This is a genomic window from Cupriavidus numazuensis, assembly GCF_905397435.1.
Classification (GTDB): Bacteria; Pseudomonadota; Gammaproteobacteria; order Burkholderiales; family Burkholderiaceae; genus Cupriavidus; species Cupriavidus numazuensis.
Genome location: NZ_CAJPVI010000011.1, coordinates 132,896 through 147,790, shown reverse-complemented (window position 1 = coordinate 147,790; position 14,895 = coordinate 132,896). Strand labels below are relative to the sequence as shown.

General features: G+C 64.3%; 11 protein-coding genes. 10 read left to right on the top strand and 1 reads right to left on the bottom strand.

The annotated features are described in order from the left end of the window. Positions 1 to 8 precede the first annotated feature (8 nt). From KHO41_RS11270 to KHO41_RS11250, 5 genes are all read left to right on the top strand, one after another. Entirely contained in the window at positions 9 to 2,000 is a 1,992-nt protein-coding gene (locus KHO41_RS11270; RefSeq protein ID WP_211953357.1) for an acetyl-CoA carboxylase biotin carboxylase subunit, read from the top strand. A gap of 55 nt (positions 2,001 to 2,055) precedes the next feature. Next, entirely contained in the window at positions 2,056 to 3,171 is a 1,116-nt protein-coding gene (locus tag KHO41_RS11265) for a Re/Si-specific NAD(P)(+) transhydrogenase subunit alpha (RefSeq protein ID WP_211953356.1), read from the top strand. A gap of 215 nt (positions 3,172 to 3,386) precedes the next feature. Next, positions 3,387 to 3,740: an NAD(P) transhydrogenase subunit alpha gene (locus KHO41_RS11260; RefSeq protein WP_211953355.1), complete on the top strand. Its 354-nt coding sequence runs from the start codon at positions 3,387 to 3,389 to the stop codon at positions 3,738 to 3,740. Further along, positions 3,737 to 5,203 carry an NAD(P)(+) transhydrogenase (Re/Si-specific) subunit beta gene (locus tag KHO41_RS11255; RefSeq protein ID WP_211953354.1) on the top strand — a complete coding sequence of 489 codons (1,467 nt, stop codon included), beginning with the start codon at positions 3,737 to 3,739 and terminating at the stop codon, positions 5,201 to 5,203. Before KHO41_RS11260 ends, KHO41_RS11255 begins: the two co-directional genes overlap by 4 nt. A 341-nt stretch (positions 5,204 to 5,544) precedes the next feature. After that, on the top strand, positions 5,545 to 6,288 hold the full coding sequence (locus KHO41_RS11250; RefSeq protein ID WP_211953353.1) for an aldolase: 744 nt from the start codon (positions 5,545 to 5,547) through the stop codon (positions 6,286 to 6,288). Positions 6,289 to 6,343: 55 nt separating this feature from the next. Here the strand turns inward: KHO41_RS11250 and pyrC are convergent, their stop codons facing one another. Further along, on the bottom strand, positions 6,344 to 7,378 hold the full coding sequence (gene pyrC / locus KHO41_RS11245; RefSeq protein ID WP_211953352.1) for a dihydroorotase: 1,035 nt from the start codon (positions 7,376 to 7,378) through the stop codon (positions 6,344 to 6,346). Between the two features lie 131 nt (positions 7,379 to 7,509). Between pyrC and KHO41_RS11240 the strand changes: the two genes are divergently transcribed. From KHO41_RS11240 to KHO41_RS11220, 5 genes are all read left to right on the top strand, one after another. Next, positions 7,510 to 8,385 (top strand): GntR family transcriptional regulator, encoded by an 876-nt coding sequence (locus KHO41_RS11240; RefSeq protein WP_244873800.1) that lies wholly within the window; start codon positions 7,510 to 7,512, stop codon positions 8,383 to 8,385. A gap of 207 nt (positions 8,386 to 8,592) precedes the next feature. After that, positions 8,593 to 10,971 (top strand): xanthine dehydrogenase family protein molybdopterin-binding subunit, encoded by a 2,379-nt coding sequence (locus KHO41_RS11235; RefSeq protein ID WP_211953351.1) that lies wholly within the window; start codon positions 8,593 to 8,595, stop codon positions 10,969 to 10,971. Continuing rightward, complete coding sequence (locus KHO41_RS11230) at positions 10,968 to 11,807, top strand: FAD binding domain-containing protein (RefSeq protein WP_211953350.1); 840 nt, start codon at positions 10,968 to 10,970, stop codon at positions 11,805 to 11,807. Before KHO41_RS11235 ends, KHO41_RS11230 begins: the two co-directional genes overlap by 4 nt. Then, positions 11,804 to 13,075 carry a xanthine dehydrogenase family Fe-S subunit gene (locus tag KHO41_RS11225; RefSeq protein WP_211953349.1) on the top strand — a complete coding sequence of 424 codons (1,272 nt, stop codon included), beginning with the start codon at positions 11,804 to 11,806 and terminating at the stop codon, positions 13,073 to 13,075. Before KHO41_RS11230 ends, KHO41_RS11225 begins: the two co-directional genes overlap by 4 nt. A gap of 325 nt (positions 13,076 to 13,400) precedes the next feature. Continuing rightward, positions 13,401 to 14,714, top strand: coding sequence for an MFS transporter (locus tag KHO41_RS11220; RefSeq protein ID WP_211953348.1), 1,314 nt, complete (start codon positions 13,401 to 13,403; stop codon positions 14,712 to 14,714). The last annotated feature ends 181 nt before the right edge of the window (positions 14,715 to 14,895 follow it).

Below are 14,895 nucleotides of genomic sequence, written 5' to 3'. Positions count from 1 at the left end.
AGCGCACCGTGTTCTCCAAGATCCTGATTGCCAATCGCGGCGAGATTGCTTGCCGAATCATCCGGACCGCCCGCCGCATGGGTATTCAGACCGTGGCGGTCTATTCCGAAGCGGATCGGCATGCGCTGCATGTCCGCCTGGCTGACGAAGCCGTCGCGGTCGGCTCCGCTGCCGCTGCCGACTCTTATCTGGTCATCGACAGAATCGTAGAGGCTTGCCGACAAACCGGGGCACAGGCCGTCCATCCTGGCTATGGATTCCTTTCCGAGCGCGCGGCATTTGCCCAGGCACTGCAGGCGGCGAGCATTACGTTCATCGGACCGAATGCCCATGCCATGGAAGCGATGGGCGACAAGATCGAGTCCAAGCGGTGCGCCAGCGCCGCGGGTGTATCCACCGTGCCGGGATATCTTGGCGAGATTGATGGCCCGGAACATGCGGTACAGATTGCCGACGAGATCGGCTATCCAGTCATGATCAAGGCATCGGCGGGCGGCGGCGGGAAGGGCATGCGCATCGCATGGTCCCAGGCAGAAGTGGCAGAGGGCTTCGAGCGCGCCAAATCCGAAGCCGCGTCGTCGTTCGGGGATGACCGCATCTTCGTCGAGAAATTCATCGTCAACCCGCGGCATATCGAGATCCAGGTGCTGGGGGACAAGCACGGCAACCTGGTCTACCTCGGGGAGCGCGAATGCTCGATCCAGCGGCGCAACCAGAAGGTCATCGAAGAAGCGCCTTCTCCGCTGCTGGACGAGGCGACACGCCGCGCAATGGGCGAACAGGCGGTGGCGCTTTCGCGTGCCGTCGGCTACGACTCGGCAGGAACGGTTGAGTTCGTCGTTGGGCAGGATCGGTCATTCTTTTTCCTCGAGATGAATACCCGCTTGCAGGTCGAACATCCTGTGACAGAACTGGTGACCGGCATCGATCTGGTAGAGCAGATGATTCGCGTTGCTGCCGGGGAGAAGCTGTCTCTTCGTCAGGAAGATATCCGGTTGAACGGCTGGGCCGTGGAAAGCCGTGTGTACGCGGAAGATCCATTGCGCAACTTCATGCCATCAACGGGGCGCCTGACTACCTACCGGCCTCCGGCTGAAGCGGTGCGTGATGGCGTGACCGTTCGGAACGACACGGGCGTGCACGAAGGCGGAGAAGTATCGGTCTACTACGATCCGATGATCGCCAAGCTCGTCACGCACGCCCCAAGCCGGGCGCAGGCCATTGCATCGCAGGCGCATGCATTGGACGCCTTTGCGATTGAAGGTATCCGACATAACCTGCCATTCCTCAGCACATTGATGCGGCATCCCCGCTGGCAGGAAGGGCGCTTGTCGACGGGCTTCATCTCGGAGGAGTTTCCGGACGGATTCTCATTGCGTGCCCCCACCGGCGATATGGCGCTGCGTTTCGCTGCCATTGCCTTTGCCGTCGATGCGCGCTTGCTAACGCGCAATCAGGTTGCCCACGCCGACAGGGAGATCCGGCGCACGGCATTGATCGGTGATTCCCGGCTTACGGCGATCATCAAAGACGATGGTACGCAATGGCAGATCCGGTTCGGCGAGCAGGAGGCTGCCGGAGCGGTCACGACCATCAGCTCGGATTGGTGCCCGGGGCAGCGGGTATGGCAAGGGGTGATCGGCGGTGAACCAGTCGCCGCACAGCTTCGCACTGATGTGGCGGGCTACTTCCTGTCCCATGCCGGGCAGGAGGCGCTCGTGCAGGTTACCTCCGCGAGAGAGGCCGAACTGTGGGCTTTGATGCCGAAGGCGCAGGCGGCGGCAGGCGCATCCGGCTTGCTCAGCCCCATGCCAGGGACCGTGTTATCGGTGGCGGTCAAGCCCGGACAGGCCGTGAGTGCGGGTGAGGCGCTTTGCGTGATCGAAGCCATGAAGATGGAAATCGTACTGCGCGCCGAACGGTCGGCGGAGGTATCAAGCATCCATGTCGGCCAGGGGGATGCCGTGGCCGCGGACGCCGTCATCATGGAATTTGTCTAGGCCCGCGGCTCGGGGCCGGCACCAACGACCTATTGCTCGAATTGAGGAAGCAAACATGCTCATTGGAGTACCTGCTGAAATATGTCCAGGCGAGAGTCGCGTGTCGGCCACGCCAGAGACCATCAAGAAATACGTCGCACAAGGCCACAAGGTTGTGGTGCAGGCAGGCGCGGGGTTGCGTGCCAGCCAGCCCGACAGCGCCTATGAGGCAGCCGGTGCGACGATTGGTACCGCCGCCGACGCGCTGGGCGCGCCGCTCGTGCTCAAGGTGCGCGCACCCGAGACCGGTGAACTGGCGCAGATGAAGCCCGGCGCAGTGCTGGTGGGCATGCTCAACCCGTTCGATGCCGAGAACAACGCGCGCATGACTGCCGCAGGCATTACGGCGTTCGCACTCGAAGCCGCGCCACGCACCACGCGTGCGCAGAGCATGGACGTGCTGTCCTCGCAGGCGAACATCGCCGGCTACAAGGCGGTGCTCGTCGCCGCGCATCACTACCAGCGCTTCATGCCGATGCTGATGACCGCCGCGGGTACCGTCAAGGCGGCGCGCGTGCTGATCCTCGGCGCCGGCGTGGCCGGCCTGCAGGCCATCGCCACGGCCAAGCGCCTGGGCGCAGTGATCGAGGCCTCGGACGTGCGCCCGGCCGTGAAGGAGCAGATCGAATCGCTCGGCGGCAAGTTCCTGGACGTGCCGTTCGTGACCGACGAAGAGCGCGAGATCGCGCAAGGTGTCGGCGGCTATGCGCGCCCGATGCCGCCGGACTGGATGAAGCGCCAGGCCGAACTGGTGCACCAGCGCGCGATCCAGGCCGACATCATCATCACCACCGCGCTGATTCCGGGCCGCAAGGCACCAGTGCTGCTGCAGGAAGAAACCGTGCAGCAGATGAAGCCGGGTTCGGTGGTGGTCGACCTGGCCGCCGCGCAGGGCGGCAACTGCCCCCTGACGGTGGCCGACGAAGTGGTCGAGCGCCACGGCGTGATCTTCGTGGGCCATACCAACCTGGCCAGCATGGTCGCCGCCGACGCGTCGGCGCTGTACGCGCGCAATGTGCTGGACTTCCTCAAGCTGGTCATCGACAAGGACGGCCAGTTCACGCTCAACCTCGAAGACGACATCGTCGCTGCGTGCCTGATGACGCGGCGTGTGGAAGAGGCGGTGGCCTGACGCGCGAGGGTGACAAGGGACGCCTGTTTGCTCCCCTCTCCCACACGTGGGAGAGGGGTCGGGGGAGAGGGCAGGCGTTGCCACGAAGTGAAGGGGATCGCTGCTGCGAACACCGGCCCTCTCCCCCAACCCCTCTCCCGCAGGCGGGAGAGGGGAGCAAACCGGTAGTCAATCCAGCCGCCGGTCATCGGACTGAGGTTGCAAGGAGATATGGAATGGAAATAGTGAATCACACGGTGATCAACCTGATCATCTTCGTGCTGGCGATCTACGTGGGTTACCACGTGGTGTGGACAGTCACACCCGCGCTGCACACCCCGCTGATGGCGGTAACGAACGCGATCTCGGCCATCATCATCGTCGGCGCCATGCTGGCCGCCGGGCTGACCGAAGGCGGCGTGGGCCGCGCGATGGGTACGCTTGCCGTGGCGCTGGCCGCCGTCAATGTATTCGGCGGCTTCCTCGTCACGCAGCGCATGCTCGAGATGTTCCGCAAGAAGGCGCCCAAGGCGCAGCCCGCAAAGACGCCCGCGCACGCGGGCGGTGAACTGGTGGAGATGCAGCGATGAACGGACTGTCCATGAATGCCGTGACGCTGTTCTACCTGGGCGCGTCGGTCTGCTTTATCCAGGCACTCAAGGGCCTGTCGCACCCGGGTTCGGCCCGCAAGGGCAATGCCTTCGGCATGATCGGCATGGCGGTGGCGGCACTCACTACGGTGGCGCTGATCCTCAAGCTCAAGAACGAGTTCCTGGCCGCCGGCAGCGGCACGGCAGCGGGATCGGGCCTCGCGCTGATCCTGGCCGGCCTGGTCGTCGGTGGCGGCATCGGCGCCTACGTGGCGAAGAAGGTCGAGATGACCAAGATGCCTGAGCTGGTCGCAGCGATGCACTCGCTGATCGGTCTCGCAGCGGTGTGCATTGCGGTGGCGGCGGTGGCCGAGCCTTCGGCCTTCGGCATCGCGCCCGCAGGGTCGCATGAGATCCCGCTGGGCAACCGCATTGAGCTGTTCATCGGCTGCTTCGTCGGTGCGATCACGTTCTCCGGTTCGGTGATTGCCTTCGGCAAGCTGGCCGGGCGCTACAAGTTCCGCCTGTTCCAGGGTGCGCCGGTGGTGTTCGCGGGCCAGCACATGCTGAACCTGGCGCTGGCCGTCGCCATGGTCGGCTTCGGTATCGCGTTCTTCATGACGCAGGACTGGACGCCGTTCCTGGTCATGCTGGCCATCGCCTTCGTGCTCGGCGTGCTCATCATCATCCCGATCGGCGGCGCCGACATGCCAGTGGTGGTGTCGATGCTGAACTCGTACTCGGGCTGGGCGGCGGCCGGTATCGGCTTCTCGCTGAACAACCCGATGCTGATCATCGCCGGCTCGCTGGTGGGGTCAAGCGGCGCGATCCTCTCGTACATCATGTGCAAGGCGATGAACCGCTCGTTCTTCAACGTGATCCTCGGTGGCTTCGGCAGCGATGCGGCAGCTGGTGCTGCAGGCGGTTCGCAAGTCCAGCGCAACGTGAAGTCGGGCTCTGCCGATGACGCTTCGTTCCTGATGGGCAACGCCGAGACCGTGATCATCGTGCCGGGCTACGGCCTTGCCGTGGCGCGCGCCCAGCACGCGCTCAAGGAACTGACCGAGAAGCTCACCGAGAAGGGTGTGACCGTGAAGTACGCGATCCACCCGGTGGCGGGCCGCATGCCGGGCCACATGAACGTGCTGCTGGCCGAAGCCGAGGTGCCGTACGACCAGGTCTTCGAGATGGAGGACATCAACAGCGAATTCGGCCAGGCCGACGTGGTGTTGGTGCTTGGCGCGAACGACGTGGTGAACCCGTCGGCCAAGACCGACCCGAAATCGCCGATCGCGGGCATGCCGATCCTGGAGGCGTACAAGGCCAAGACCATCATCGTGAACAAGCGTTCGATGGCCGCCGGCTATGCAGGCCTGGATAACGAACTGTTCTACATGGACAAGACCATGATGGTGTTCGGCGATGCCAAGAAGGTGGTCGAGGACATGGTCAAGGCAGCGTAACCACTCTAACCGCTGATGCCGGAGGGCACGATGGAAGCGTGCGGGGCATGTTTGGACCTGGCCTTCGACATGCGTCGGCGGCAACCCCACGATGCACTCCGGCTGGAGACGTGCCAGCCGGCTCAGGAAGTGCTCTGCCACGGCGTGCGCGCCAACCTTCTGCGTTTTACGTGCAGGACATGCGCTAAAAAGTGGCTGCTTTGTGCCGCTGACCATGCCCTGTTTGTGACCTGGATCCCGCGGCGGGCAGAGCGGCAACTTGCCGCCTGCCCAGCCGTTCGCCACCGAATCTGTTGACCACCCACGCCGCACCGTTGGTGGCAAAAGTCAGGACCGCACTCATGACCTCCACGAGCGCCCAGCAGCTGTTTGATTCAGCCGAGGTTTCGGCTCTCCGACATGATCTTGCGCTGGCCCTACGCGCTGCGGCCCATCACGGCCTGGGTGAAGGGATATGCAATCACTTCAGCGTTGCGATACCGGGGGAGCAGGGATGGTTCTTGCTGAACCCTCGCGGCCTGATGTGGAGCGAGGTTGCAGCGGCGGACATCGTGATAGTCGATGCACGCGGCGAGCGCATCGCCGGTCGCCACGATGTCGAGCCGACCGCCATGTTCATTCACGCGGCCATTCATCGGATCGCAAAGAAGCGGTGTGTGCTGCACTCCCATATGCCTTACGCAACGGCGTTGACGCTGACCGGGCAATGCGGGCTGGATACGACGCTTTCGCAGAACGCGATGCGTTTTCACGGCCGCGTGGCGCTCGATCGCAAGTACAACGGACTCGCACTCGATGCCCGTGAGGGTGAGCGCATCGGCCACGCGATGGCTGAGAAGAATGTGCTGTTCCTGGGCAATCACGGGGTCGTGGTTGGTGGAGAACGAATCGATCACGCGTACGACGACCTGTACTACCTCGAACGTGCTTGTGCAGCGGAGGTGTTGGCGCGCTCAACCGGGCTGGGACTCAGCCCGGTTGATGCTGACGTGGCGGCTCGGGTGGCGAGGCAGGTGCAGCAGGAACGCCTGCAGTCCGAGCTCTTCTTTGCCGCGCTCCGGCGCTCGTTGCCCGAGACGAGATGATTGAAACCATCGATCGGAGAGAGGCCCCGCCGTCGATGCGGGGCACGCAGGTCGGTCAGTGTGCCTTCCAGCGCAGTGTCTCGCCGCTGCGCAGTGGCAGCAGCGTGGTGTCGCCGAAGGGCAGCTCTGTTGGCACCTGCCAGTCTTCGCGTTTCAAAGTCAGCGTGCCGGTGTTGCGTGGCAGGCCGTAGAAGGCCGGGCCGTTGAAGCTGGCGAAGGCCTCCAGCCTGGCAAGCGCGCCGGCAGCTTCGAAGGCTTCGGCATACAACTCCATCGCGTGGAGCGCGGTGTAGCAGCCGGCGCAACCGCAGGCGTGTTCCTTCAGGCCGCGCGCGTGGGGAGAACTGTCACTGCCCAGGAAAAAGCGCGGGCTCCCGGAAGTGGCGGCCGCAACCAGTGCCTCGCGGTGGGTTTCGCGCTTGAGCACCGGCAGGCAGTAGTAGTGCGGTCGGATGCCGCCGGCGAAGATCGCATTGCGGTTGTACAGCAGGTGGTGCGCGGTAATGGTGGCGCCTGTCGGTCCGCTCGCTTCCATCACATATTGCGCGGCATCTCTGGTGGTGATGTGCTCGAAGACCACCTTCAGTTCCGGGAAGTCGCGACGCAATGGCGTCATCACGCGTTCGATGAACACGGCCTCGCGGTCGAAGACATCGATGGCGGGATCGGTCACCTCGCCATGCACCAGCAGCGGCAGGCCTTCGCGCTGCATCGCTTCGAACGCCGGGTAGCAGCGGCGCATATCGGTCACGCCGGCATCGCTGTTGGTGGTGGCGCCCGCCGGATAAAGCTTGACGCCGTGGACAAGGCCGCTGGCCTTCGCCGCGACGATCTCCTCGGCGCTCGTGTGGTCGGTCATGTACAGGGTCATCAGCGGTTCGAAGCGCATCCCGGCCGGCAGCGCGGCGAGGATGCGGGCGCGGTAGGCCCGTGCCTGTTCCACCGTGGTCACGGGCGGCTTCAGGTTCGGCATGACGATGGCGCGACCGAACTGGCGCGCGGTGTCGGGCAGCACGGCCGCCAGCGCCGCGCCGTCGCGCAGGTGCAGGTGCCAGTCGTCCGGGCGGGTGATGGTGAGCATTTGTGGCATGGCTTGCGATTTAGGACAGTGAATTTATGCTGTCAGTGTATTATTCTAAAGATAGTAAGACAAGATCATAAGAATCGAGCGACCGCCGAAAGCTTGCAAGCATGCGGTCGGTCTGACGACGGAGGGTGACGATGAGCAATCCAGGGAACGGAGGGGAAACCCCCTCTTGCACCAATATCGATAGCGCTGAATCCTATTGCCCCGAAGATGGGTTCCCGGATATGGCGAAAGGTCGAGTGAAGGATCGACGGGGCAAGATCCCGGCTTACATCCAGGTGGCGTCCGCGTTGCGCCGGCGTATCGAGTCAGGTGACTGGCAGCCGCGGCAGCAGATCGCGACGCTGGAAGAACTGGAGCAGGAGTTTCACGTTGCGCGCGTGACGGTGCGCCAGGCCATCGATCTGCTCGAGAACGAGGGCCTGGTTACACGCCATCAGGGCCGCGGTACGTTCGTCAGCGCGCATGTCAATGACAAGCGCTGGCTTCAGCTTGCTACGACCTGGGACAACCTGCTGGCGGCCATCCGCGACAACGTGCCGGAATATATCCGGGTGCGGGACCTTCCGGCATTTCCGCGACTGGCGGAAGGCGAGGGGATTCCTGCTTCGGCCTATACGCTGCTGCGCAGCGTCCAGACCAAGGATGGCGTGCCCTATGCCGTCGTCAACCTGCATCTGGCGCAGGACGTGTTCGCCAAGGAGCGGGAACGGTTCATGAAACATACCGTCTTGCCGGTGCTGGACATGGTGGAGGGCCTGGAAATCACCAGGGCACACCAGACCATGGTGATCGGCACGGCGGACCGCGAGACCGCGGACCTGCTGCAGTTGTCGTTGAGCGCTCCGACCGCCGAGTGTCGATGCGTGGTCATCGACCAGAACGGCGTCGCTGTGTATGTCGCCGACATCACCTACCGCAGCGATTGCGTCAAGCTTTCCATCGACATGCTTGAAGGCATCAAAGGGCAGGCCGTGGGACGTGCCGGGCACGAGGGGGCGCTCACCTGAGGCCCTTGATGGATCGCGGGGAAATACGGCTATCATTCTATAAATAGTATGTTAGACTGAATTCACGACGATTCAAGCTCACGAGACAGGCGCCGCGACGGTGGTTCTCCACTTGGTCCACGCTGCTGGCGCGGCAATAACCCGATGCAGGCGGCTGGGTCACCAGACCCGCCCGAGATAGGGTGACAGATGAGGAGGAGACGGTTGATGGCGGAACAGGGAGTCGGTGCGCGCGTGCTGCGCAAGGAAGACGACCGCCTTATGCGCGGTCGCGGGCAGTTTGTCGCAGATGTGCGGTTGCCGGGCATGCAGGACGTTGCCTTCGTGCGCAGCCCTCTGGCACATGCGCGCCTGCTGGGCATGGACATACCGGACACCTGCCGGGCCTCGGTATTCAGCGCGGCGGATCTCGCGGGGGTCAAGCCGATCCGCGCGGTGTCCGGGCTGCCCGGCTTCAAGGTGTCGGACCAGCCGGTGCTCGCGCAGGACAAGGTGCGCCAGGTGGGCGAACTCGTGGCGATGTGCGTGGCGCGAACCCGTGCCGACGCCGAGGATATCGCCGCCATGGTGCGGCTGGATCTGGACGAGCTGCCGGCAGTGGTCGACATGCTGGCCGGAAGGCGCGCGGATGCGCCACGCCTGCATGAGGCATGGCCCGACAATGTCTTTCTCGAGACCAATGTCGAGGTCAATATTGACGCGGCGCGCTCGGCGCCGATCCGCGTCACGCGTGAAATCCGCACCGCGCGCCAGTCGATGGCGCCCATGGAAGGGCGGGGCGTGGTGGCGTATTGGGACCATCGCCTGGAACAGTTGACGGTCTACACCGCCACCCAGATGCCGCACATCGTGCGCACCGGACTTTCTGAATGCCTCGGGCTGGACCAGGGCAAGATTCGGGTGATTTCGCCTGACGTAGGCGGAGGCTTCGGCTACAAGGGCATCCTGCTGCCGGAAGAGGTGGCACTTTGCTGGCTGGCCATGCGGCTTGGCACCCCAGTTCGATGGATTGAGGATCGCCGCGAGCACCTGACCGCGGGCGCGAACTGCCGCGAGCACTACTATCGCATCACGGGCTATGCGAGCAGCGATGGCCGCCTGCTTGGCATCGACTGCGAGGCGACCGTGGATTCCGGTGCCTATTCGGCCTATCCGTTTTCGGCCTGCTTGGAGGCGGCACAGGTCGCCAGCATCCTGCCGGGTCCTTACGATTTTCCGTCCTATCGCTGCCAGACTTTTTCTGTCGCGACCAACAAGAGCCCGATCCTTCCCTATCGCGGCGTGGCGCGCACCGGCGTTTGCTTTGCGCTCGAGCTGGTGCTCGATGCGATCGCGCGCGAAGCCGGCGTCGAACCCTACGAGGTCAGGCTCAAGAGCCTCGTACGGCCCGAGCAGATGCCGTTCGACAACATCACGAAGAAGCATTTCGACAGCGGTGACTATCCGCAAGCGCTGCGTCTGGCGATCGAAGCCATCGACATCCCGGCCATCCGCGAGCGCCAGCGCCGACGTGAGCCGGATGGCCGCTTGATCGGTGTGGGGGTGTCGATCTATTGCGAGCAGGCTGCGCATGGTACCTCGGTCTATGCGGGCTGGGGCATTCCGATGGTCCCTGGCTACGAGCAGGCCACCGCGAGGCTGACACCAGACGGTGCGCTGGAACTGCGCATTGGTGCGCATTCGCATGGCCAGAGCCTGGAAACCACGCTGGCACAAGTCGCCAACGAAGTGCTGGGCATCGATATCGCGCGTGTGAAAGTCGTGCATGGCGATACCGCTTTCACGCCGTATTCCACGGGGACCTGGGGTTCGCGCTGCATGGTGATGTCGGGCGGTGCCGTCAAGCGCGCCTGCGAGACACTGGCGAGCCGGCTGGTGCAGATCGGCGCATGGATGCTCAAGGTGGATCCGGCCACGCTCAAGGTTGAAGACGGCCGGCTGGTGGCGCCTTCGGGCAGTCTCACGCTGGCCGAGGTCGCCAGGACGTGGTACCTGCGTCCGCAGGATCTGCCCGCGACGGTCAATCCCGGTGGCCTGGAAGTGACCGAGGGCTACAAGCCGCTGCGAGATTCCGGCACCTTCGGCTACGGCGCGCATGCCGTGACGGTGGCCGTGGATCCGGAAACCGGCGATGTCGAGATTCTCGACTACGTGATCGTCGAGGACGGCGGCAAGCTCGTCAATCCGATGGTGGTCGACGGTCAGATCTACGGCGGAACGGCGCAGGGAATCGGCACCGCGCTGTATGAGGAGATGGCCTTCGATGGCTCGGGCCAGCCTCTGGCGTCAACGTTTGCCGACTACTTGCTTCCTGGTCCGACCGAAGTGCCGGAGCCGCGCATCATCCATATGGAAACGGTCTCGCCCTATACCGAGTTTGGTGTCAAGGGCGTTGGCGAGAGCGGGGCAATTCCGCCGCCGGCGGCGATTTGCAATGCGGTGAACGATGCTTTGCACTCGCTCGGCGCCGAATTGCTGGTGTCGCCGATCACACCGCGCCGCGTGCTGGAAGCCATCGTCGCCGGTGCGGCAAGCCGGCAGGAATCCGCATCGACGGCGCAACTGGCAGCGGGGGAACTGGTATGAAGCCGGCAAAATTTGATTACGAGCGGCCGGCCGACATGGCTGGCGCGATCGAGCTGGTGCGGCGCGACGACGTTGTCGTCAAGGTGCTGGCTGGCGGCCAGTCGCTCGGGCCAATGCTGAACTTGCGGCTGGTGCAGCCCGACCTGCTGGTGGACATCACCGGCATCCCCGAGTTGAAACGCGTGGAGGAAAGTGACGACGCCATCGTGGTCGGCGCCTGCGTGACCCATGCCGATTTCGAAGACGGCCGCGTGCCGCCGCTGACGGGCGGGGCGCTGTCGCGCGTGGCACGTGCGATTGCATACCGGGCGGTGCGGAACCGCGGCACCATCGGCGGCAGCCTGGTGCATGCCGATCCTTCCGCCGACTGGGTGTCCAGCCTGTCCGCGATCGGCGCACAAGTCATCCTGCGTGGGCCGTCGGGGCAGCGACGCGTCCCGGTCGACGCGTTCATGACCGGCGTGTTCGAGACCGCACTGGAGCCGGGCGAACTATTGGAGGCGGTCTGGATTCCCAAGCTGTCGCGCCAGGCACGTTGGGGCTACTACAAGCTCTGTCGCAAGACCGGCGAGTTCGCCCATGCGATCGGCGCGGTGCTTCACGACCCCGAGCGATCTGTGTGCCGGGCCGTGATCGGCGCGACCGAGGCGAAACCCATTGTCCTGCCGGACGCGCGCAAGCTGTTCCGCGGCGATCCGCGCGCGGGCCTGTCGAGCCAGTTCGACCCTTCCGTGGCGAAGCACATGCTCGTCGATGCGGGGATCGACGATCCGCTGGAAATCCAGCTTCACGTGACTGCCCTCAAGCGTGCCGTTGCCTGCGCCGAACACCAATGAAAACGATCAATCTCACTGTTAATGGCCGCGAGATTTCCGGTGCGGCCGTCGAACCACGCACGCAACTCGCGGACTTCCTGCGTGACTCGCTCGACCTGACCGGCACCCATCTCGGCTGCGAGCATGGCGTCTGCGGGGCCTGCACCTTGCTGGTCGATGGCATGCCTGCGCGTTCCTGCATCACGCTTGCGGTCGCCTGCGACGGTGCCCAGGTCACGACTATCGAAGGGATGGACGACGACCCCTGCATGCGTGCATTGCGCGCGGCCTTCTCGCGGGAGCACGCGCTGCAATGTGGCTATTGCACGCCGGGCATGCTGGCATCGGCGCGCGACGTGGTGTTGCGCATGCCCGATGCCAGCGAGCAGGACATCCGCTACGCGATGAGTGGAAACCTGTGTCGCTGCACGGGCTATGTCGGGATCGTCAAGGCGATTCAGAGCGTGATTGCCGAGCGAAAAGCTGCAGGGATCGCTGGGGACCAGAATCCACGCATCGAATTGGGGCCGGTCGGGTCGGGGCATGCGCGATGTGGTGCCGCATGCAATGGCGTGTCCCCAGCCGCAACCAGAACCCCCGCTGCGGGCACGGTGAAGGCCGGCAGCGCTGCAAGTTCTGCCCCGGCAAGGCCCGCACCGCAGGCAGCACGGCCGGCGTCCGCGGATGCGGGTAAGCCGATGACCACGCTGAACCAGACGTTCACCGTGGACTTCCCGCGCGATGAGGTGTGGGCGTTCTTCGGGCAACTCGGTGAAGTCACCACCTGTCTGCCGGGTGCGTCGCTGCTGGCGCCCGCCACCGAGACCCACGTCGAGCCGAAACTGCGCATCAAGGTCGGGCCGATCGTCGCGGAATTCGAGGGCGCGGCAGATGTGGAGCGCGATCCCGCCAACTATACGGGCACGATCTTCGGCAGTGCACGCGATACGCGCTCGAGTTCGGCTACGCGGGGGGAGATTCGCTACGACCTGATCGAAGAGAAGGGCGGCAGCGCGACCCGGGTCGATGTGCAGGTGGGCTTTGCGCTGACCGGTACGCTCGCGCAATTCAGCCGGTCGAGCATCGTCAAGGACATCGCCAAGCGCATGACGGATGCATTTGCCGAGAACCTGCGCGCACGCCTGAGCCACGCGCGCACCGGCACGCCTGCCGACGGCACGCCCGCGCCGGTGGCAGCGGTGTCGGAGCTGAATGCCGGGGCACTGGTGTTTTCGGTACTGCGTGACCGGATTGCTGCGGTCTTCCGGGCATTGTTCGGCAGGCGCTGAAAAGTCGGACAGCTGTTTATCCGGGGCGGCGCATGCGAGTGGCCTGATCACTCCATCGCCGTCCGGGCAGTTCAGGCGCCAGTGTGTGAGGGCCCCTATATGCGACTCGCATGTGTGCCGCAAGCTCGGGTAGATTCCTACGTGCGGCGTGCCGGCCGGCATGCTATGAATCGGCAGTAAATCGGTTTACCCCCAAAACGCCGCGCCCGAATATCGAGCTCGCCAGCCATCCCCTGGCTGCGTGGAACTTGCGTGCAACGCGAACTATAAAAGCCTGTACACAGCGGCCATGTACCGCTGATGACGGGTATCAGGAGACCCCCCGATGTCATCTTCCTTTCCACAGCAAGTGGCTCCCGACATTGCTGATCTTGCCTCGCACCCCGATGTCTACCGCAAGGTCATGTGGCGGATTGTCCCGCTGTTCTGCTTCTGCTATGTCGCGGCCTACCTGGACCGCATCAACGTCGGCCTGGCCAAGCTGCAGATGCTGGATGCGCTGGGCTTCTCCGAAACCGTCTACGGGCTTGGCGCGGGCCTGTTCTTCTTCGGCTATATCCTGCTGGAAGTGCCGAGCAACTTGTTGCTGCAACGCGTCGGCGCGCGCCTGTGGATCGCGCGCATCATGATCACGTGGGGATTGCTGTCGGCGGCAACGGCTTTCGTCACGACGCCAACGCAGTTCTATGTGGTGCGCTTCCTGCTCGGCGCTGCCGAGGCGGGCTTCGTCCCCGGCGTCTTGCTCTACCTGACCTACTGGTTTCCCACTTACCGGCGCGGCAAGGTGACTGCATTGTTCATGCTCGGGATACCGCTTGCCAGCATGACGGGCGGGCCGCTGTCCGGCTGGATCATGACGGCCTTTGCCGGATACAAGGGCTGGGACGGCTGGCAATGGATGTTCGCGCTCGAGGCGGTGCCGTCGGTCGTGCTCGGTGTCGTCGTGCTGTGCTGCCTGCCTGGCAGCATTCAGAAGGCCTCCTGGCTGACGTCCGCGGAAAAGCAGCAATTGATCCGCAACCTCGAGGCCGACACGCTCGCAGAAAGCCGGCATTCGCTGCGCGCAGTGTTCGCAGACCACCGCGTCTGGATGCTTGGTCTGATCGACATGTGCCTGCTGATGGGGACCTACTCCATCAGCTTCTGGCTGCCGACAATCATTCGCGATTCGGGTGTGCAAAGCCCGCTCGACATCGGCCTGCTCACTGCCATCCCGAACGCGGCCGCGGTGGCGGCCATGCTGATCAACGGCGCGCATTCCGACCGGCAGCGCGAGCGTCGCTGGCATATCGTGGTTCCGGTGCTGATTGGCGCTGTGGGGATGGTCGCCAGCACGTGGTTCTCGCACGATACGGTTTTGACGGTAGCGCTGATGACAGTCGCCAGCGCGGGCATCTCTGCAGGTTTCCCGGTCTTCTGGTGCCTGCCTGCCACATTCCTCCAGGGACGCGCGGCCGCCGCTGGCATTGCGCTGGCCTGTTCCGTGGCCAACCTTGGCGGATTCGCGGCGACATTCCTGCTTGGCTGGCTCAAGGATCTGACGCATAGCCCCAACGCCGGACTGGTACTGTTCGGCGCCTTCCAGCTCGTCGCTTGCGCGATTGCGCTGTCCATGCCGGCGCGCGTGGTCAATCGCTGACCGCAGCAGCGGAAATGGCCGGTGGAGCGCCACCGGCCATTTCCGCTGCACGTCCGAGCCGCCCCTGCGGGCGCCATGGCGAAAGCCTTCGCGGCTGGCGCAATCTTCCGGTGCTTGATTCGAATGCGCTCACCCATGCCGATGGCGATGCCAGTGGCCTCCATACGCCTGTACAAGTCTG